This window comes from Tritonibacter sp. SIMBA_163 (genome assembly GCF_046535935.1).
Lineage (GTDB): Bacteria > Pseudomonadota > Alphaproteobacteria > Rhodobacterales > Rhodobacteraceae > Epibacterium > Epibacterium scottomollicae.
Genome location: NZ_JAWJBP010000008.1, coordinates 134,058 through 154,289 on the forward strand (window position 1 = coordinate 134,058; position 20,232 = coordinate 154,289).

A 20,232-nucleotide genomic window follows, 5' to 3' on the forward strand; every position below is an offset into this window, starting at 1 on the left:
AACGAAAGGGTAATTAATGAATGAATGATGGATCATTTCGGATTTATTGTTGCGCTGCACCTGCAAAGTAGCCTATCACCGAGCCAGACCTGAAGAGGATGTGACCGATGCCCCATGACGGACAAATGGACGGACAGGACATGAACCCAAGCGCGCCATTGCTGCCGGATTTGCTGGCGCTTACACGAGACGCTCTGACGCCACTGGATGAGCTGCTGGAGATCGCTACAGCCCGGGTGCGTGCGACAGTCAGCGACGGGGATCGGGTCTCGGGCGCTTTGGTCGAGCAGAACCAATATGCCGCGCACGGGCTGGCCTGGCTGGCCACCTATGTCTATGCGCTGCGCCAGATGCACCGCTGGGCCGAGGCGCTCTCGGGCGCGGGTAAGCTGGGCGAGATGGAGCAGCTGATCCACCAGATCGCCTTTGGCGAATACCTCTGGCAGATCTACGGCGGCATTCAGATGAACCAGGGCGAGGTGCTGCGCCTGCAGGATCTAGGCCTCGGCCAGGACGATCAACGTGCGCTGATGGTCCCGGCAGTGATGACGCTGACACAGTCCGGCAACACCCAGGCCGCGCGGGTGCGGCTGGTGGAGCTGATGGAGCAGCAGTCCGGCAGCACCATGTTCGGCACCTCCGGTCTCGACGAGGAGCTGGAGATGATCCGCGACCAGTTCCGCCGCTACGCGCAGGAAAAGGTCGAGCCCTTTGCCCATGACTGGCACCTCAAGGACGAGTTGATCCCGATCGAAGTGATCGAGGAGCTGGCGGAGATGGGGGTCTTTGGCCTGACCATCCCGGAGGAGTTTGGCGGCTTTGGCCTGTCGAAGGCCTCCATGTGCGTGGTCTCCGAGGAGTTGTCGCGCGGCTATATCGGCGTCGGCAGCCTTGGCACCCGCTCCGAGATTGCCGCCGAGCTGATCCTGGCGGGGGGCACCGACGACCAAAAAGCCAACTGGCTGCCGAGGATCGCCAGCGCGGAGATCCTGCCGACGGCGGTGTTCACCGAGCCCAACACCGGCTCCGACCTTGGCGCCCTGCGGACGCGGGCGGTCAAGGGGGACAACGGCGACTACACGATCACCGGCAACAAGACTTGGATCACCCATGCGGCGCGCACCCATGTGATGACACTTCTGGCACGCACCAACCCGGAGACCACGGACCATCGCGGCCTGTCGATGTTCCTGGCGGAGAAGGTGCCGGGCACGGATGAGAACCCGTTCCCGACCGACGGCATGACCGGCGGCGAGATCGAGGTCTTGGGTTATCGCGGCATGAAGGAATACGAACTGGCCTTTGATGGCTTCCACGTGAAGGGCGAAAACCTTCTGGGTGGCGAAGAGGGCAAGGGCTTCAAGCAGTTGATGGAGACGTTTGAGAGCGCCCGCATCCAGACCGCGGCGCGGGCCATCGGGGTGGCGCAATCGGCGCTCGATATCTCCATGCAATACGCGCAGGACCGCAAGCAATTCGGCAAGGCGCTGATCAACTTCCCGAGGGTGTCATCGAAGCTGGCGATGATGGCGGTCGAGGTGATGGTGGCGCGGCAGCTGACCTATTTCTCCGCATGGGAAAAGGACAATGGCCACCGCTGCGATCTGGAGGCCGGGATGGCAAAACTGCTGGGCGCGCGGGTGGCTTGGGCTGCAGCGGACAATGGCTTGCAGATCCACGGCGGCAACGGGTTTGCGCTGGAATACAAGATTTCGCGGGTGCTGTGTGATGCGCGCATTCTGAACATCTTTGAAGGTGCGGCGGAGATCCAGGCGCAGGTTATCGCGCGGCGGCTGCTGGCGTAACGCCCATTTGAGAGACTATGCGTTCGGCCTGCAGGCCGGACAGCGCCCGACCCTCCCCACGGGAGGGCGCTTCGCCCCCACCCAGGGGCAGGCGCTGCCCTTTGCGACTTTATCATCTGCCAATTGGCGGGGCTCATGCTATGCAGGTGACTATGATCCGTATCCCTTTCCTGCTCCTCAGCCTGCTTTTCCTTACTGCCTGCGGCGACAGCCCCGTGGGGCGGGAGGCCCGGATCCTCGCCATGGGCGATTCGATGATGGCGTGGAACGGCCTCAGCGGCCAGTCGATCCCCGATGTGGTCGCATCCGAGTTGCAGGAGCCGGTCATCGACCGTTCGGTGACGGGCGCGCGGATGATTTACCGGCTGCCCATCAGTGGCGCGGCGGGGCTGTCGATCCCCAAGCAATACCGCGCCGGTCCTTGGGATTGGGTGGTCCTGAACGGCGGTGGCAACGACCTGCTCTTGGGGTGCGGCTGTGCGGTCTGCGACCGCAAGCTGGACAAGCTGATCTCGGACGATGGCGCGCAGGGCGCCCTGCCAGAGTTGGTGGCCCGCATTCGTGCGGCGGGTGCGAAGGTTATCGTGCTGGGGTATCTGCGCAGTCCCGGACGCTCCTCACCGATCGAGTCGTGCCGGGACGAGGGCGACATTCTGGATGCCCGGCTGACCCAACTGGCGGCGCGGGACGACGGGGTGACCTTTCTGCCGGCTGCCGGGTTGGTGCCGCATGGCGACCTCAGCTTTCATGCCGCGGACCGGATGCATCCTTCTATCAAGGGCAGCAGGGTCATTGGTGGCATGGTGGCAACCGTCATCCGGCAGCAGAACTGACCTCAGGCTGACGAGTAGAGATCGGTCGCACTGAACGCCTGCAACAGAAAACCCCCGCACGATGGCGGGGGTTTTTGTGTTTCACTTTATGTCTGACCGAGGGCAGGGATCAGCAGATCGCCGCGGCTTTCACGTCATCGTCGATATAGGGCAGGTATTGCTCGAAGTTGTCAGAGAACATCTGCACCAGCTTCTCGGCCTGGACGTCATAGGCGGATGTGTCGTCCCAGGTGCGGCGCGGATCCAGCAGCACTTCGGCAACGCCGGGGGCCGCGACCGGCACGTCGAAGCCGAAGTTCGGATCCTTGCGGAAATCCGTATTGGCGAGCGATCCGTCGAGGGCAGCGGTCAGGAGCGCGCGGGTCGCCTTGATCGGCATCCGCGAGCCGGTGCCGTAGGCGCCGCCAGTCCAGCCGGTGTTCACCAGCCAGCAGCTGGCACCATGCTGGGCGATCTTCTCGCGCAGGAGGTTGCCGTAAACCTCCGGGCGGCGCGGCATGAAGGGCGCACCAAAGCAGGTGGAGAACGTGGGCTCCGGTTCGGTCACGCCACGCTCGGTGCCCGCCACCTTGGAGGTGAAGCCGGAGAGGAAGTGATACATCGCCTGCGCCGGGGTCAAACGGGCGATCGGAGGTAGCACGCCAAAGGCATCACAGGTCAGCATGATGATGTTCTTGGGGTGACCGCCGCGCGCCGAGGCCGAGGCGTTGGAGATGTAGTGCAGCGGGTAGGCACACCGCATGTTGGCGGTCAGGCTGTCGTCCTCGAAGTTGAGGTCGAAGGTCTGCGGATCGAAGGTCATGTTCTCGATCACGGTGCCGAATTTCTCGGTGGTGGTGTAGATCTCGGGTTCGGCCTCGGGGTTGAGGTTGATGGTCTTGGCGTAGCAGCCGCCTTCGAAATTGAAGGTGCCGTTGGAGGCCCAGCCGTGCTCATCGTCGCCGATTAGCACCCGGTCCGGGTCGGCGGAGAGCGTGGTCTTGCCAGTGCCGGAGAGGCCGAAGAACACCGCAGTGTCGACAGGGTTGCCCTTGGCGTGGTTGGCGGAGCAGTGCATCGGCATTATGCCCTTTTCCGGCAGCAGGTAGTTCAGCAGGGTGAAGACGGATTTCTTGTTCTCGCCGGCATATTCGGTGCCGCCGATCAGGATCAACTTGCGGTCGAAGTTGAGCGCGATCACGGTTTCGGAGCGGCAATTGTGCTTGGCCGGGTCGGCCTGGAAGCTCGGGCAGTTGATGATGGTGAAATCGGACACGAAATCATCCAGATCCTCAAGGTCGGGACGCCGCAGTAGGTGGCGGATGAAGAGGCTGTGCCAGGCCAGCTCGGTCACCATGCGCACGTTGATCGCATGCACCGGGTCGGCGCCGCCCACGAGGTCCTGCACAAAATACTCGCGGCCCTTCATGTGCTCAAGCATGTCGAGGTAGAGCGCGTCGAACCCCTCGGGGGTCATTTCTGCGTTGTTCTCCCACCAGATGGTGTCGGCGACGCTGTCGCTCTTGACCACATGCTTATCCTTGGGGGAGCGGCCGGTGAACTTGCCGGTGGTCACCAGGAAGGCGCCGCCCTTGCCCAGCGTGCCTTCGCCGCGGCCCAGGGCCGCTTCGACCAGCGCAGGCTCCATGAGGTTGTAATAGACATTGCCCAGACCCTCGATCCCTTGATCCTCGAGGCGGAATTGCGGGTTTACCCGTCCAGATGTCATCGCTTGTCTCTCCTGGGTGTCGGCCTGTTGCGTAGGGCTGTGGCCGCATGGAACTTTCGCTGCGCCGATTGGCACCGAGGCGCAATAATAGCACCTCCTGAACGGGTCTTAACATGAGGTTTTGCGGAAAGAACAGGACGCTTTGGCGCAGTTAGCGCAACCACGCAAACCTTTAGCGCCACCAATGTTTCGCATAGGCGCCATCGCAGTTTCACTTGGCGGTCTTTAACCAATGCTAAGACATTTTTGCGTCAATGGATGCCAAGATTTTGCCTGATTCGTTAATCAGGGATTGATTCGCGGCGTCTTCCAAGCGACAAAGGACGTAAAATAAACGAATAATGAGCAGATAGGGCTAATTCCGATGTCAAAGATTGCTTTGGTCGATGACGACAGGAACATTCTGACCTCGGTGTCTATGACGCTGGAGGCCGAAGGGTTCGAGGTCGAAACCTACCACGACGGACAGGCTGCACTCGACGCCTTTAACAAACGCCTGCCTGACATGGCGGTTCTGGACATCAAGATGCCCCGGATGGACGGCATGGATTTGCTGCAGCGCCTGCGCCAGAAAAGCCAGATGCCGGTGATCTTCCTCACCTCCAAGGATGATGAGATCGACGAGGTGCTTGGCCTGCGCATGGGCGCGGACGATTACGTCAAGAAACCCTTTTCACAGCGCTTGTTGGTGGAACGCATCCGTGCGCTGCTGCGCCGTCAGGAAGCCGTGGCCACCGATGAGGTCGGCACAGCGCCTGAAACCAAGGTGATGGAACGCGGCGAGCTGCGCATGGACCCGTTGCGCCACGCGGTCAGCTGGAAAGGGCAGGACGTGTCCCTGACCGTGACCGAGTTCCTGTTGTTGCAGGCCCTGGCGCAACGCCCCGGATTTGTCAAAAGCCGCGATCAGTTGATGGATGTGGCCTACGATGATCAGGTCTATGTGGATGACCGGACCATCGACAGCCATATCAAACGCCTGCGCAAGAAGATGCGGAGCGCGGATCCTGATTTTGCGGCGATCGAGACCCTCTACGGGATCGGCTATCGCTACAATGAAGAGTAAGTTTCCGATCTTCGGGAGCTTGGGTGGAGACATACGCGCATGCGCGACAGTGGCATGACGGATTCGTACCGGCAGATGGATCGGGATGAACGTCGGGACAATGACCTTGTTCTCGGTGACGATTGGGTTGCCCCCGAACAGACCGTTGGGCGCGAGATGCAGGCGAAGCGGGCGCGCCGGGGATTTTTGTCCCTGCGCAGCTCGCCCCTGACGCGCAAGATTATCACCTTCAACCTGATCGCTCTGATCATCATGGTGTCAGGCATCCTATACCTGAATTCCGCGCGTCAGAGCCTAGTGTATCAGCGGCTGGGCACGCTGGTCTCCGAGGCGATGCTGGCAGCCGACGTTGTAGAAGCGCAGCTGCCAACAGAGACTGCAGGCGCGCCGGTTGCGATCACCGATTCCGATGTGGAGCCCACGTTGGAGACCCTGTCGCTGCGGGCCGGGGTCGAAGTCTTCGTGTTTGACACGGCACAGGCGCTGGTGGATCGGCAGAAAGGTGTTGCGCGGGCTGACACCCTGAACCTGCTGAACGAAAACGAAGGCGGTTCGACGCTGATCTCCGATACGCTCACGGCACTCTGGACGGCGGTCGGAGGAAGTCGTGCACCGGAACAGACCGGGGCAGTCGCAATTTCCGAAGGCCAGCTGACAAATTTGACGGAGCGGGCCTTGCGGGATGGCACCCAGGTCGCAGCGGTGCCGGATACAGCGGGCGGGACGGTTTACGCCGCAGCCACGCCGATCATGCAGGCCGGGCAGACCGCGGGTGTTCTGGTGATGACATCGGCAACCGGTGAAATCGACCGGTTGGTGCGAATCGAACGCGAGCGCGTGTTACAGATGTTCATTGTGGCGCTGATGGTGTCTGTCGGCCTCAGTCTCGTGCTGGCCTCGACAATCGCCAACCCGCTCGCCGATCTGGCAGAGGCGGCGGAACTGGGTAAGGATCGCGACGATGACAAGGTAAAACCGGGTCGAATTCGCATTCCGGACCTCTCTGCGCGCCCGGATGAGATCGGTCGGTTGAGCCGCGCGCTGCGTGGCATGGTGAAAGCGCTATATAATCGTATCGATAGTAACGAACAATTTGCAGCTGATGTGGCACATGAGATCAAGAACCCTCTGGCCAGCCTGCAGTCTGCGGTCGGCACGCTGCGCATGGTTCACCGGGAGGACCAGCGGGAGAAGCTGATGGAAGTGATTGAACATGATGTGCGCCGCCTCGACCGGTTGGTGAGTGATATCTCCAACGCGTCGCGGCTCGATGCGGAACTGGTGAAGGAGGACGAAGAGGATTTCGACCTGCTCCACATGCTCGGCAATCTGAACCAGTATCTGGGCGAGGATGCGCGCGGCAAGGGCATCGACTACATCACCGAACTGCCGAATGAGCCGATCGAGATCCGCGGGCTAGAAGCGCGTCTGGCACAGGTGTTCGTCAACCTGATTTCCAACGCGATCTCTTTCTGCGAGGAGGGCGATGCGATCCGGGTCTGGGCGCGTCGGCGCGAAAATCGGGTGCTTGTGGTGGTCGAGGACACGGGCCCCGGTATTCCGGAACAGGCACTGTCGAAGATCTTCAAACGGTTCTACTCGCAGCGTCCGGACGAGCATTTCGGCAACAACTCGGGCCTTGGTCTGGCGATTTCCAAGCAGATCGTCGAGGCGCATGGCGGCGTGATCTGGGCTGAGAACATTCGCCCGACCGAAGCGGATCTGACCTCCGAGCCACTTGGCGCGCGTTTCGTGGTCGGCCTGCCGGTCTGACCGTGGTCACCGGAGCGTCTGCCGGCACTGTATTGCACGCCAGTTGCGTCGCGCTCGAGGGGCGCGGCGTTCTCATTTCCGGCCCGTCGGGGAGCGGTAAATCTGCTCTGGCGCTTGAGTTGATGGCACGCGGGGCGGTGCTGGTGGCCGATGATCGCACGGAGATCCGTCGAGCGGGCGCCGCGTTGCTCGCAAAGGCACCAGCGCCGATCTGCGGTCTGATCGAGGCACGCGGCGTGGGCATCTTGCGTGCTGATGTGGTGGCTGAGGTACAACTTCACGTCATTGTGGACATGAGCCAGCTTGAAACTGACCGGCTTCCGCGCCACGTACGACAGCAGGTTCTGGGCGTGTCACTGCCCAGTCTGAAGCGCGCGGAAGGCGACCATTTCGCGGCCGCGCTGATCCAGTATCTGAAAGGCGGAGCCATTGACCCCGACGGAGATCGAACCCCTTTGTGATGCGAACGGTGCTGTTGCCTCGCGGCCGCCGCCCCTCGTGTTGGTGACCGGTCCGTCCGGGGCCGGGCGGACCACCGCACTCAACGTGCTGGAGGATCTTGATTTTGAGGCGATCGACAACCTGCCATTGCGGCTGGTTCCGGGGCTTGTGGATGCGGGCGGTGCGGATCGTCCTCTGGTGTTGGGGCTGGATCCGCGAAACCGTGATTTTTCGACCGAAGCGCTGATCGATGTGATTGATCTGCTGAAGAGCCGGCGCGGGATCGAAACCACTGTGGTCTATCTGGACGCGCGACCCGAAGTCTTGCTGCGCCGGTTCTCCGAGACCCGCAGGCGGCATCCGCTGTCGCCGGCAGAGAGTCCGGAATTGGGGGTCAGTCGCGAGCTGGATCTGATGCGCGCGATCCGTGACCGTTCGGATGTCATCATTGATACCTCCGAGCTGAATGTGCATCAGCTGCGGGCCGAGGTAGAGCGGGCGTTTGCGCCTAAGGGTGGCCGCGCGCTCGCTGTGGCACTGCATAGTTTTTCATACAAGCGCGGCATACCGCGCAGCGTCGATATGGTGTTCGATTGTCGGTTTCTGGCGAACCCCTATTGGGAACCAGCGCTGCGATCCCATGACGGGCGCGACGTCGAAGTCCAAGACTACGTGATGGCGGATGCCAAGTTTCAGGGGTTCTTTGATCGGGTCCTGGATCTGACACTTTCATTGCTCCCGGCCTACCGCGAGGAAGGGAAATCCCATTTCTCCATCGGGTTTGGTTGCACAGGTGGGCAACACCGTTCGGTAACTTTGGCCGAAACCTTGGCAAAGGCCCTTGCACGCGCAGGCCAGCAGGTGTCAATTAGGCACCGCGAGCTGCCTGGCCAGCCATTGAAGTGAGAGAGCCGCTTGATCGGGATCGTGATTGTTGCACATGGAGGGTTGGCCAAGGAATACTTGGCTGCCGTTGAACATGTCGTCGGGCGTCAGCCTGCGCTGATGGCCATCGCCATCGGCCCTGATGACGACCGTGATGCCAAGCAGGATGAGATCTGTTCTGCAGCGAATACCGTCGACATTGGCGACGGTGTGGTGGTGGTTACAGATCTTTTTGGCGGCAGCCCCTCCAACCTCAGCCTGCGCGCCTGTGCGCCCGCCAACCGTCGGATTCTCTATGGTGCCAATCTTCCCATGTTGATCAAGCTGGCGAAGTCCCGCCATCTGCCGGTGGCAGATGCAGTTCGCCATGCAATGGAAGCAGGGCGCAAATATATCAATTCCCAAAATGTGAACCCTGAAGGGGGCGCGGCAGAATAAATGGCTCGAAAGACACTAGAAATAATAAACGAGAAGGGCCTTCATGCCCGTGCGTCCGCCAAGTTGGTGGAAGTGGTCGAGGGCTTTGATGCCTCCGCAGAAGTCATCAAGGATGGTATGTCGGCCTCAGGTGACAGCATCATGGGGCTTTTGATGTTGGCAGCGTCGAAGGGAACGACTATTGACGTCGAAACCTCGGGACCTGACGCAGACGCGTTGGCCTCTGCCGTGGCGGCCTTGGTGGCTGACAAATTTGGCGAAGGCTACTAGTCTGTCGGAACGGTCCAAAAAGACGGGACAGGTGAAAGTGGCTGACACCGCACATAATAACGATTCCGGCCTCACGTCGAAGGACGCGCAGGGCGTTTCCACGGGCGAGGTCTATGATCGTCGCACTCTGACTTACGCCAATTCCTTTGACGACCGCTGGACCTCGCTGGCGATCCGTACTCTGGAGTGGTTGACGGGCAAGCTTACCATTTTGCGCATGGTCTCGAAGTTCGAGAAGCGCAACGCCGACTATCGCGGCAACAAGTTCTGGCGCGGCGCGCTCGACGTCATGGGCATCGAGCTGCAGACTCCAGACGAGCAGATCAACAATATTCCCGAAGACGGCCCGGTGGTTGTGGTGGCAAACCATCCGCACGGTATGGTCGACGGCATGATCTTTGCCGACCTGATCGGGCGGCGGCGGCTCGATTACCGTATCCTGACCCGCTCGGTGCTGACCGGACTGGACGAGGCGGCCACGTCTTTCATGATCCCGGTGCCGTTCCCGCACGACCCGGATGCGCAGCGCAAGATGGTTGAGATGCGCGCCAAGGCAATGGCGCATCTGAAAGAAGGCGGTGTGGTCGCGCTGTTCCCGTCCGGCGTTGTGATGTCGTCCGAAAGCTGGTTTGGCCCTCCGGTCGAGCAGGAGTGGAACGTCTTCACCGCGCAGCTCATTCGCCGTTCCGGCGCCAAGGTCGTGCCTATGTTCTTCCCGGGCCGGAATTCGCGCGCCTATCAGATTGCCTGCAGGATCTCACCGACCTTGCGGCAGGGGTTGCTGCTGCATGAAATCGTTCGATCATGCAATAAACCTCAGGCCCCTGTGGTGGGCGAGGCGCTGACGGAAGAGCAGATGGAGCGGCTGCACAGCGATCCACGCGGCTTCATGGCCTGGCTGCGCGAACACACGCTCAATCTTGGAAAGAAGGGCTGAGAGGTCTTGTGTCCTGGCGGCCTGTTTTCCGGTCGCCAAGACAACAGCTTTGCGTCTGCATCATCGCCTGCGTTCTGACGGCAGGCGATGACGACGCGGCTTGGATCGCTTAGCGCGTGGGGACCGGGGTCTCACCGCGGTAGTCGTAGAAGCCACGCTGGGTCTTGCGACCAAGCCAGCCAGCCTCGACGTATTTGGTGAGCAGCGGGCAGGGGCGGTATTTCGTGTCCGCCAGCCCATCGTGCAGCACGTTCATGATCGCAAGGCAGGTGTCGAGGCCGATGAAGTCCGCCAGCTCCAGCGGTCCCATCGGATGGTTGGCGCCCAGCTTCATCGATTCGTCGATCGAACGTACCGAGCCAACCCCCTCGTAGAGCGTGTAGACCGCCTCGTTGATCATCGGCATCAGGATGCGATTGACGATGAACGCCGGGAAGTCCTCGGCGCTGGCTGCGGTCTTGCCGAGCTTTTCCACCACGGCCTGGCAGGTCTTGAACGTGTCCTCATCGGTGGCGATGCCGCGAATGAGTTCGACCAGCTGCATCACCGGCACCGGGTTCATAAAGTGGAATCCCATGAAGCGCTCCGGTCGGTCGGTGCGACTGGCCAGGCGGGTGATGGAAATCGAAGACGTATTGGAGGTGAGAATCGTATGCGGCAGGAGATGCGGCAGCAGGTCTTCGAAAATTGCCTGCTTTACGGTCTCACGTTCGGTTGCGGCCTCGATGACCAGATCGGTCTTGCCAATGTCGGCCAGCACCAGCGTGGTCGAAATCCGCTCCATAGAGGCGGCCACTTCCTCGTCCGAGATCTTGCCGCGCCCGGCCTGACGGGCAAGGTTCTTCTGGATCAGAGACAGGCCGCTGTCGAGCGCTTGTTGGCTTATGTCATTGAGAACAACATGAAATCCGGACAATGCCATGACATGGGCGATGCCATTGCCCATCTGACCTGCCCCGATAATCCCGACTGTTTTCACATCCATGATGGTTGGCCTTTCCTTGTGCCTGCGGCGGGATACTACCGGTTTCGCAACTGCAGAAACAAGGCCGATCCGGCAAGATACATCGGGTTTTCGGCAAAATCACCATTTAGCAGTTTGGAAAGATTCTGACGCCAATATGGCTCTTGGGTGAAAAAGTGGTGGACGAAATGAGCTATGAACTCAAAAGCGCCGACGCGCTTGTGAGCGAAATATGCAGCTACGGAGAGTCACGGCTGCATGTCAGGGGGCCCGCGCGGGATTTGCGCGATCCCTATCTCAGTTTCCTAGGCGGGACTGAGGTGTTTGGCCGGTTTGTGGAACGACCGTTCCCGCAGGGTGTAGAAGGGCAGGTGGGGCTGGCCTGTGTCAACCTGGGGTCGATAAATGCTGGTGTCGATGCCTTCGTGTATGATGACAGCCTGATGGAGGTCGCTGCCGGGGGGCAGTTGACGATCCTGCAGGTGATGGGGGCACAGAACCTTACAAACAGTTTCTACAAGGTGCATCCGCGCCGGAATGACCGTTTTCTGCGCCCCTATGATGCGCTGGTGCATTTGTTTCCTGAAATCGACTTTACCGACTACCATTTCAACAAACACATGCTGACATCGCTGAAAGCCGTGTCCTCGGAACGGTTCGAGCGGGTCTGTGCGGAGCTGCAGGAAACCTGGCTCATGCGCATGGGGCGGTTGATCGAGGGGCTGCAGGGGCGTGTGGTGTTGCTGTGGCTGCGCTACGACATGGGAACCGCCGAGACCCTCGGGCCGTCGCCGAGCCTCGTGGAGCGCTCCATGGTGGACGTGCTGCGGCCTAGCGTTGATGGTGTAATCGAGTTGGAGGTCGCAACTGCCGCGCAGGCGCAGGATGTTCCGGGTATGATTTTTGGCCCGATGGATCTGCCGGCGGCACGGCTGATGCTGGGGCCGAAAGAGCATGATCGCATTTCGGATGCGGTGGCATCACATCTGTTGAGTTTGTTGGCCGCGGCATGACCCCGCAAATGCGGTCTTTATCCGCCGCATCTGTCGGAGCGCGCATCGGGGTTTCAGTCGGGGTCGGAAAGTAAAAGAGCCCGCGCAATGCACGGGCTCTTCCGGTGTTTGGGACCTTTCAGGACCGCTTAGCCGAGCTTCTCGGTCAGCTCTGGCACTGCAGCGAAAAGGTCTGCGACCAGACCAAAGTCGGCAACCTGGAAGATCGGCGCTTCTTCGTCCTTGTTGATCGCAACGATCACTTTGGAGTCCTTCATGCCCGCGAGGTGCTGGATCGCGCCGGAGATACCCACGGCGATATAGAGCTCCGGTGCAACCACTTTGCCGGTCTGACCCACCTGCCAGTCGTTCGGTGCAAAGCCCGAATCGACCGCAGCGCGGGATGCGCCAACAGCGGCGCCCAGCTTGTCGGCCAGTGCTTCGATGATCTTGAAGTCTTCCTCGGAGCCAACGCCGCGGCCACCGGACACAACCACACCTGCGGAGGTCAGTTCCGGGCGGTCGCTCTCGGCGACCTTGTCCTCGACCCAGGACGACAGGCCCGGGTTGTCGGCGGCGGAGACGCTGTCCACGGAGGCAGAGCCGCCTTCGGCTGCGGCGTCAAAAGTGGAAGTCCGGAAGGAGATCACTTTCTTCGCATCGGAAGACTTCACCACCTGGATCGCGTTGCCGGCATAGATCGGACGCTCGAAGGTGTCGGCGTCCACCACGGCGGTCACGTCGGAGATCACCATCACGTCGAGCAGAGCCGCCACGCGGGGCAGGATGTTCTTCGCGTCGGTGGTCGCGGGCGCAACGATGTGGCTGAAGTCGGAGGCGAGGCCCGCGATCAGTGCAGCAGTTGGTTCTGCCAGACGATGGCCGAGGCTGTCGTCTTCGGCGACCAGCACCTTGGCAACACCGTCGATCTTGGCGGCGGCGTCACCGGCTGCGGCAGCAGAGGCGCCAGCGGCCAGTACGGTCACATCGCCCAGAGACTTGGCAGCAGATACGGCCTTGGCAGTGGCGTCATATGCCAGCTCACCATTGGTAACTTCGGCAAGGAGAAGAACAGCCATTATACAGCTCCCGCTTCTTTGAGTTTCGCAACCAGCTCGTCGACGGAGCCCACGATGATGCCAGCGGAGCGGGCCTCGGGTTCCTTGGTCTCCACCACGGTCAGGCGCGGGGTGACATCGACGCCGTAGTCAGCAGCGGTTTTCTCGTCGAGCGGCTTTTTCTTTGCCTTCATGATGTTCGGCAAGGACGCATACCGCGGCTCGTTGAGACGCAGATCGACGGTAACGATGGTCGGCATCTTGACGGAGATGGTCTGCAGGCCGCCGTCGACCTCACGGGTGACCTTGGCGTTGTCGCCGTCGATGTCCACCTCAGAGGCGAAGGTCGCCTGGCTCCAGCCCAGAAGCGCGGAGAGCATCTGGCCGGTGGCGTTCATGTCGTTGTCGATCGCCTGCTTGCCCGCAAGAACAAGCCCGGGCTGTTCTTCTTCGACAACCTTGGCGAGGATCTTGGCAACCGCGAGCGGCTCGATGTCCTGATGCACATCGTCGGCAGCAACCACCAGGATGGCGCGGTCGGCACCCATGGCCAGGGCAGTGCGCAGGGTTTCCTGAGACTGCTTGACGCCGATGGAGACTGCGATGACCTCATCCGCCTTGCCGGCTTCCTTGAGGCGGATCGCCTCTTCGACGGCAATCTCGTCGAAGGGGTTCATCGACATCTTGACGTTGGCGAGATCGACACCGCTTCCGTCCGCTTTGACGCGGACTTTCACGTTATAATCAATCACGCGTTTGACAGGCACGAGTACCTTCATAGTGCGTTTCTCCTTAACAATCGGGATCCGCTCACACGGGTCCCATGAGTGCTCTCGGAGTGTTGATATCGACTAGAGGGCCACGACAACAGGGTAAAATCGTCACGTTGTGGGTCGCGGACGTCGCGTTTGCAGAAAGAGTTGCGAATTTCGTTGCGGAATTTTCGGAATAGAAACCGCGCATGAGGCGCAAAAAAAGACCCCCGCGCCAACTGGCACGGGGATGTTTGCGGTAGCAGTGTCGAATCGGTTCTACGCTGACGCGCTGTGTCTGCTCAGCGGTTGGCGCCCGGAACCCAGAGCACATCTTTTTCACCGTTTTCATTGGCAATGCGGGAGGCGACGAAAAACCAGTCTGAAAGCCGGTTCAGATAGATCAATACCGCCTCATTCACATCCTCCAGCGTTGCCAGTTCGGTTGTCAGACGCTCGGCCCGGCGGGCGACCGTGCGGCACACATGCAGATGCGCGGACAATGCGCTGCCACCCGGCAACACAAAGCTGCGCAAGGGCGTGAGCAATGTGTTCATCTCGTCGATCTCGGCTTCGAGCCGATCCACTTGAGCTTGCGCCAGGCGAAGGGGCGGATACTCTGCCTCCGCGTCCAAATGCATGTCAGGCCGGCACAGGTCTGCGCCCAGGTCGAAGAGGTCGTTCTGGATGCGCGCCAGACCGGTGTCGAGTTCGGCCTCGGCTGTCAGCCGCGCGACACCGACCTGAGCGTTCAACTCGTCCGATGTGCCATAGGCGGTGACGCGGGCGGAGTGCTTTGCAACACGGCTGCCATTGCCAAGCGCAGTGTCGCCCTTGTCCCCGGTGCGGGTGTAGATCTTGCTCAGAACCACCATGCTCAGTTTCCTCCGCTGGTAAAGAAGACAAAGGCCAGCAGCAGAACCACGGCCAGAAATTGAAAGAAGATCCGCAGCTGCATCATCTTATTGCCATTCTTGCGATTGAATTCGCCGCCAGCGCCGAAGCCGCCGATGCCGATCGCCAACACGACGACCACAGCCGCCATTGCCAGGATGCCCAAGATGTAGAGTGAAGAGCCCATGGTCTGTCTGGTCCTTTATTGTCCTGAAGCACGCCGTGTGCGGCGTGTGCTGCGGCCCATCGGGCCCTGGTGGGACTATCTATAGCGCAGAAGAATGCGGTCAATTGCCCGTGTTGAGAGTATTCGCCGCAGGGTGCCAGCGATATAGGTCGGGGTGGTGACATAGTAACGCGGGCGGGGCCGAGCGGCCTCCAGTGCGTGGGCGAGTTTCTTCGAGACTGCCGAAGGTGGCAGCTCAAAGCTATCGGGGCCGCGCGATTCGTATAGGCGTTTCAATAAAGATTGCTCGTAGCGGTCGCGGATCGGAGAGGTCTTCCAGTCGATGTGTTTTTCAAAGTGCGGGATCGAATTTTCCCGGATTTTTGAGGTGACCGGGCCGGGCTCGATCAGCATCACGTGAATGCCAGTGCCGGACAACTCCAGCCGCAGCGTGTCGGTGAGCCCTTCGATGGCGAATTTCGTGGCCGCGTAGGCGCCGCGCCAAGGGTAGGTCACCAATCCCAACACCGAAGAGTTCTGCACGATCCGGCCGTGGCCTTGCGCCCGCATCACCGGAATCACCTGCCGTGTCAGCTCGTGCCAGCCAAAGACATTGGTTTCAAAAATCTCTCGCAACCCGTCGGTTGGCAGGTCTTCGACCGCACCCGGCAGCCCATGCGCGCCATTGTTGAACAGCGCGCCCAAGGTGCCGCCGGTGGCGTCGAGCACCTCTGCGAGCCCACTGCGGATGGTTTTGGGGTCGGTATAATCGATACGAGGACTGTCGAACCCTTCGGCGCGCAAACGGTCACAATCGCTTTTGGTGCGACAGGAGGCAAAGACACGCCAGCCACGGGCGCGCATGTCATGAGCCGCAGCATGGCCGATGCCGGAAGAGCAGCCGGTGATCAAAAGTGTCTTGGTCATAAAAGGTCCCCGGAATGTGTCCGGGGCCGAGTTATGACGCTTTCGCGCTCAGCAGGGAAGCAGCAATCCAGCCGACCTGACCCGTCTTTGGGTTTTCGAGCAGCGACCAGCCGGACGGGTCCTCATTGAGGACACGTACTTTGTCGCCAGCAAGCAGCTGAACCAGCACCGGAAAGCGGGTGCCGGGACCAAGACGGACGTTGGCGCGGGAGGCGCGTATTCTGCGCATGTCACCGATGGGTTCCGGTGCGGCGACCGTCGCAATCGGGGTAGGGGCGGTTGCGGCAGTGGTGATGGTGCTTAGCCCACCTTCGATGGACCCGATGCGCAGGCCGGTTGCAGGCAGGTTGAGCGAGATGGGTTGCGGCACGTCGACGACGGAGGATGGCTCACGCAGAGTCACGTTGATGACGCTGGCGGCACTGCGCGCGGCTCTCTCCGGTGCGGGAGCAGCCTGATCGTTCGAGGCGGTCCTGACCGCGGATCGCTCCGGCGCGGAATAGGGGGTGAGAACCGGCGTCGCCAACTGCGTTTCTGCCGGGCGGCTGATGATGCGGTTGCGCGTGTCGCTGTCGGTGGCCTGCTGGATTTGCGTGTCAGTCGTGGGATGCGCAGGAGGTGTGAAATCCGCGCCGCCGCTGAGTTCGTAGAAGGCCAGGGCCAGGCCCGCAAATGAAACCATCAAAAACCGCGACATGGCGCATACTCCCTACAACAGATCGCATTAAACAATCGGACGTTCCCGCTCCCGCGTGCAACGCGGCAGGCACAAAGATGTTCCAGACCAGAAATGGCAACGAGAATCGCCCCAGGTGCGATCAATACTCCACAATCTTAACATAAAACGAGGGGGAGAGCTGCGTGTTTCCTCCCCCAACGGGCAGATTGCGACGCGAAAACTCAATTTTCACAGGGCTGTGCGGCCACGCTCCTGCTTTGATCTGATGAAAACCAAAGATGCCTGCTTGCCGCTCGACGAGGTGGGCAGTATCAGGTTTTCATGACCGACATCGTTGACGATCCCACGCCCGCCGACCCGCCTGACCACGCCGAGATGCGCGAACCGCTGCGTCGCGCTATTGGTGAGCGTTACCTGACCTATGCATTGAGCACGATCATGCATCGTGCGCTGCCCGACGCGCGGGATGGCCTGAAGCCCGTGCACCGCCGCATTCTCTATGCGATGAGCCGCCTGCGCTTGTCCTCCTCCGGTGGTTTTTTGAAATCCGCCAAGATCTCCGGTGACACCATGGGGGACTTCCACCCTCACGGTGATGCGGCGATCTATGATGCGATGGCGCGACTGGCGCAGGATTTTGCCGTGCGCTACCCGCTGGTCGATGGCCAGGGTAACTTTGGCAATATCGACGGCGACAACCCGGCCGCCTCGCGCTACACCGAAGCGCGGATGACCTTTATCGCCGAGGCGATGCTGGAAGGCCTAGGCGAAGACGCGGTTGATTTTCGCGACAACTATGATGGCCGCCTGCAAGAGCCGAGCGTTCTGCCCGCGACCTTCCCCAATATCCTCGCCAATGGCTCCAGCGGTATTGCTGTCGGCATGGCGACGAATATCCCACCGCACAACATTGCCGAGTTGGTCGACGCCTGCGTGCATCTGATCAAATCGCCGAATGCGGGCGACGACACGCTGCTGCAATATGTGCCGGGACCGGATTTCCCCACCGGGGGTACGATCGTGGAGCCGCCGGAAAACATCGCCCAGGCCTATCGGACCGGGCGTGGTTCCTTCCGTCTGCGGGCAACCCACGAGATCGAGGACCTTGGCCGTGGCCAGTGGCAGATCGTGGTTACGGAAATTCCCTATCAGGTTCAGAAGTCCAAGCTGATCGAGAAGATCGCCGAGCTGATCCAGACCAAGAAGGTGCCGATCCTCGCCGATGTGCGCGATGAAAGCGCCGAGGACATCCGCATCGTTCTGGAACCCAAGTCCAAGAACGTCGACCCGGAGGTGCTGATGGGGCTGATGTATCGCAGCTCCGATCTGGAGGTGCGGTTCTCGCTCAACATGAACGTGCTGATCGACGGGGTGACGCCGAAGGTCTGCTCGATGAAGGAGGTGCTGCGCGCCTTCCTCGACCACCGCCGCGACGTGCTGCAACGCCGCACGCGGCACCGGATGGCCAAGATTGACCACCGGCTGGAGGTGCTCGACGGCTTCATCATCGCCTTCCTCAATCTCGACCGGGTGATCGATATCATCCGTTACGACGACGACCCCAAGGCGGCGCTGATGCGCGAAGATTGGGGGCGTGAGCAGCCCCGGGCCTTTACCGAAGCGGAGTATCTGACCCCGCCGCCTGGTGATGGAGAGCTGTCTGAGGTTCAGGCCGAAGCGATCCTCAATATGCGCCTGCGCAGCTTGCGCAAGCTGGAGGAGATCGAACTGACGCGCGAGCGCGACGCTCTGCGCGAGGAGCGGGCCGGTCTGGCGGAGCTGTTGGACAGCGAAGATCTGCAGTGGAAAAAGATCACCGAGCAGCTGCGCGACACCAAGAAGCAGTTCGGCAAAAGCTACGCAGGTGGCGCTCGCCGCACCCGCTTTGCCGAAGCGGGGGACGTCGAGGACGTGCCGCTGGAAGCGATGATCGACCGTGAGCCGATCACGGTGGTCTGCAGCCAGATGGGCTGGATCCGGGCGATGACTGGCCATATCGACCTGACCCGCGAGCTGAAGTTCAAGGACGGCGACGGCGCGCGTTTCATCTTCCATGCGGAAACCACGGACCGGTTGCTGGCGTTTGGCTCCAACGGGCGTTTTTACACGCTGTCGGCAGCCAACCTGCCCGGCGGGCGCGGCATGGGCGAGCCGTTGCGGTTGATGGTGGACCTGCCCAACGAGGTGGAGATCGTCGATCTGTTCATCCACAATCCCGATGGTCGCCTGTTGGTGGCCTCGGATGCGGGCAACGGGTTTATCTGCGCCGAGAAGGAGATCGTGGCCCAGACCCGTGGCGGCAAGCAGGTGCTGAACGTCAAAGATGACGACCGCGCCAAGATCTGCATTCCGGTCTCCGGTGACCACGTGGCAGTGGTGTCGGAAAATGGCAAATTCCTGGTGTTCTCGGTTGAGGAACTGCCGGAGTTGACCCGTGGCAAAGGTGTGCGCCTGCAGAAGTACAATATGGCCCGCGGCCGACAGGGCTCGCTCGAGCTTGATGGCGGACTGGCGGATGTCACCACCTTCAACTGGGACGACGGGCTGCAGTGGGAAATGGGGGGCGGCAAGACCCGGCATGAGACCGACCTGAGCCAGTGGCTGGGCAAACGTGCCGGTGTTGGCAAGCGCCCGCCCTATGGGTTCCCCAAGGACTACAAATTCAAATGACGGCAATAATTTGCCAGAATGCCTGAAAACATGTGGCCCCCGCGCAACCGCGCGGGGGTTCGCCGTCTTGCGGGTTTACCGGGAGCAAAAACCCGGTCTATCACTTGGCAACCCTGACCCGACCGCGAGCTAGAGAGAATTCATGATCCGCACCCTTGCCCTTCTGGCCCTGACCGTTCTGGTTGCTGCCTGTACGCCACCGACCCCAGATGACGAGCTGCGCGATCTTGGTCGTTTCAAGCTGGGCCATAATATCGTCGTGGCGCCAAAGGTGCAGATGGTGCCCGGGTCCCGCAAGGTGGAGCCGGATGAATGGGTGGATGTTCTGACCAATGAAATGGCGGCGCGGTTCTCGCGTTACGAGGGCGATCAGCTTTATCACTTCGGATTGAGCGTCGAGGGCTATTTTGTGGCCCCCGGTGGTGTGCCCCTGGTGCTGAGCCCGAAATCCGTGCTCGCCATCAAGGTCACGGTCTGGGATGACGCCGCCAACAAGAAGCTGAACGCTGAGCCAGAGACCTTCACGGTGTTCGAGACCACCTCGGGCGAGAGCTTCCTGCTCGGCTCGGGCCATACCCGCACCCGCGACGAGCAGATGCTGGGTCTGGCGCGCAATGCGGTGAAGGAGATCGAGATCTGGATGGCGGAGAATCACGCGGAAAATCGCTGGTTTGCAGCGGAGGGCGAAGTTGCTCCCGCACCGGCGAAAAAGCCCGTGCAAAGCTGGAACAGCCCGTCCACCGCCAGCGAATAGCGCGTTTGTCAAGAACGAACCGCTTGATTTTTGCGCGCAAACCAAATAAGCCGCGCGCGCAGAGGAAACCGGGTCCCGTCGGACCCCCCAATATTCAAAAGGGCGCCTAAGGAATGGCAAAGGAAAAGTTTGAGCGTAACAAACCGCACGTCAACATCGGCACCATCGGCCACGTTGACCACGGTAAAACCACGCTGACCGCAGCAATCACCAAATACTT

21 protein-coding genes are annotated in these 20,232 nt (G+C 61.0%); 13 read left to right on the forward strand and 8 right to left on the reverse strand.

All coding sequences use genetic code 11. From position 1 onward, the window contains the following. The first annotated feature begins 107 nt into the window (after positions 1–107). Both R0J92_RS13760 and R0J92_RS13765 read left to right on the forward strand, forming a co-directional pair. Positions 108–1,805 carry an acyl-CoA dehydrogenase family protein gene (locus tag R0J92_RS13760; RefSeq protein WP_411052066.1) on the forward strand — a complete coding sequence of 566 codons (1,698 nt, stop codon included), beginning with the start codon at positions 108–110 and terminating at the stop codon, positions 1,803–1,805. A gap of 152 nt (positions 1,806–1,957) precedes the next feature. After that, positions 1,958–2,638 carry an SGNH/GDSL hydrolase family protein gene (locus tag R0J92_RS13765; protein ID WP_411052067.1) on the forward strand — a complete coding sequence of 227 codons (681 nt, stop codon included), beginning with the start codon at positions 1,958–1,960 and terminating at the stop codon, positions 2,636–2,638. A 109-nt stretch (positions 2,639–2,747) separates the two neighbouring features. On the opposite strand, the gene R0J92_RS13770 is transcribed toward R0J92_RS13765, so the two are convergent. Further along, the gene (locus R0J92_RS13770; protein ID WP_411052068.1) at positions 2,748–4,346 is read right to left on the reverse strand and encodes a phosphoenolpyruvate carboxykinase; all 1,599 of its coding nucleotides are present in this window, start codon (positions 4,344–4,346) and stop codon (positions 2,748–2,750) included. 364 nt (positions 4,347–4,710) lie between these two features. Here R0J92_RS13770 and R0J92_RS13775 point away from each other — a divergent pair, with 364 nt between their 5' ends. Genes R0J92_RS13775 through R0J92_RS13805 form a run of 7 tightly spaced genes read left to right on the forward strand, consistent with a single transcriptional unit; the run spans position 4,711 to position 10,156 of the window. Next, positions 4,711–5,412 (forward strand): response regulator transcription factor, encoded by a 702-nt coding sequence (locus tag R0J92_RS13775; protein ID WP_106164274.1) that lies wholly within the window; start codon positions 4,711–4,713, stop codon positions 5,410–5,412. A 39-nt stretch (positions 5,413–5,451) separates the two neighbouring features. Next, positions 5,452–7,185, forward strand: coding sequence for a sensor histidine kinase (locus R0J92_RS13780; protein ID WP_106164275.1), 1,734 nt, complete (start codon positions 5,452–5,454; stop codon positions 7,183–7,185). 32 nt (positions 7,186–7,217) lie between these two features. Beyond that, on the forward strand, positions 7,218–7,646 hold the full coding sequence (locus R0J92_RS13785) for an HPr kinase/phosphorylase (RefSeq protein ID WP_411052069.1): 429 nt from the start codon (positions 7,218–7,220) through the stop codon (positions 7,644–7,646). Beyond that, positions 7,630–8,532 (forward strand): RNase adapter RapZ, encoded by a 903-nt coding sequence (rapZ, locus tag R0J92_RS13790; protein ID WP_411052075.1) that lies wholly within the window; start codon positions 7,630–7,632, stop codon positions 8,530–8,532. The genes R0J92_RS13785 and rapZ overlap by 17 nt, the downstream gene beginning before the upstream one ends. A 9-nt stretch (positions 8,533–8,541) precedes the next feature. Beyond that, positions 8,542–8,949 carry a PTS sugar transporter subunit IIA gene (locus tag R0J92_RS13795; protein WP_411052070.1) on the forward strand — a complete coding sequence of 136 codons (408 nt, stop codon included), beginning with the start codon at positions 8,542–8,544 and terminating at the stop codon, positions 8,947–8,949. Beyond that, complete coding sequence (locus R0J92_RS13800) at positions 8,950–9,219, forward strand: HPr family phosphocarrier protein (protein WP_106164279.1); 270 nt, start codon at positions 8,950–8,952, stop codon at positions 9,217–9,219. A 37-nt stretch (positions 9,220–9,256) separates the two neighbouring features. Further along, a complete protein-coding gene (locus R0J92_RS13805; RefSeq protein ID WP_207796933.1) occupies positions 9,257–10,156 on the forward strand; it encodes a lysophospholipid acyltransferase family protein in 900 nt (299 codons plus the stop codon). Between the two features lie 109 nt (positions 10,157–10,265). Here R0J92_RS13805 and R0J92_RS13810 read toward each other — a convergent pair whose 3' ends face one another. Then, positions 10,266–11,141 (reverse strand): 3-hydroxybutyryl-CoA dehydrogenase, encoded by an 876-nt coding sequence (locus R0J92_RS13810; RefSeq protein WP_106164281.1) that lies wholly within the window; start codon positions 11,139–11,141, stop codon positions 10,266–10,268. A gap of 167 nt (positions 11,142–11,308) precedes the next feature. Between R0J92_RS13810 and R0J92_RS13815 the strand changes: the two genes are divergently transcribed. Next, positions 11,309–12,133, forward strand: a complete 825-nt coding sequence (locus R0J92_RS13815) for a DUF6473 family protein (RefSeq protein ID WP_207796934.1) — start codon at positions 11,309–11,311, stop codon at positions 12,131–12,133. A 128-nt stretch (positions 12,134–12,261) separates the two neighbouring features. On the opposite strand, the gene R0J92_RS13820 is transcribed toward R0J92_RS13815, so the two are convergent. The 6 genes from R0J92_RS13820 to R0J92_RS13845 form a co-directional block, all read right to left on the reverse strand. Continuing rightward, positions 12,262–13,191, reverse strand: a complete 930-nt coding sequence (locus R0J92_RS13820) for an electron transfer flavoprotein subunit alpha/FixB family protein (protein ID WP_411052071.1) — start codon at positions 13,189–13,191, stop codon at positions 12,262–12,264. Beyond that, positions 13,191–13,949, reverse strand: coding sequence for an electron transfer flavoprotein subunit beta/FixA family protein (locus R0J92_RS13825; protein ID WP_317385262.1), 759 nt, complete (start codon positions 13,947–13,949; stop codon positions 13,191–13,193). Before R0J92_RS13825 ends, R0J92_RS13820 begins: the two co-directional genes overlap by 1 nt. Before the next feature lie 275 nt (positions 13,950–14,224). Next, entirely contained in the window at positions 14,225–14,797 is a 573-nt protein-coding gene (locus R0J92_RS13830) for a cob(I)yrinic acid a,c-diamide adenosyltransferase (protein ID WP_411052072.1), read from the reverse strand. Between the two features lie 2 nt (positions 14,798–14,799). Next, entirely contained in the window at positions 14,800–15,003 is a 204-nt protein-coding gene (locus R0J92_RS13835) for a twin transmembrane helix small protein (protein ID WP_106164286.1), read from the reverse strand. Positions 15,004–15,078: 75 nt separating this feature from the next. Then, a complete protein-coding gene (locus tag R0J92_RS13840) occupies positions 15,079–15,909 on the reverse strand; it encodes an SDR family NAD(P)-dependent oxidoreductase (protein ID WP_411052073.1) in 831 nt (276 codons plus the stop codon). Positions 15,910–15,940: 31 nt separating this feature from the next. Next, positions 15,941–16,606 (reverse strand): SH3 domain-containing protein, encoded by a 666-nt coding sequence (locus R0J92_RS13845; protein ID WP_317385265.1) that lies wholly within the window; start codon positions 16,604–16,606, stop codon positions 15,941–15,943. Positions 16,607–16,909: 303 nt separating this feature from the next. Between R0J92_RS13845 and R0J92_RS13850 the strand changes: the two genes are divergently transcribed. The 3 genes from R0J92_RS13850 to R0J92_RS13860 all read left to right on the forward strand — a co-directional run. Then, entirely contained in the window at positions 16,910–19,258 is a 2,349-nt protein-coding gene (locus R0J92_RS13850; RefSeq protein ID WP_106164289.1) for a DNA topoisomerase IV subunit A, read from the forward strand. Between the two features lie 142 nt (positions 19,259–19,400). Continuing rightward, positions 19,401–20,012, forward strand: coding sequence for a hypothetical protein (locus tag R0J92_RS13855; RefSeq protein ID WP_411052074.1), 612 nt, complete (start codon positions 19,401–19,403; stop codon positions 20,010–20,012). Positions 20,013–20,125: 113 nt separating this feature from the next. Then, positions 20,126–20,232, forward strand: a 107-nt coding sequence (locus R0J92_RS13860) for a GTP-binding protein (protein ID WP_170444454.1), incomplete at its 3' end; no start/stop codon positions are given.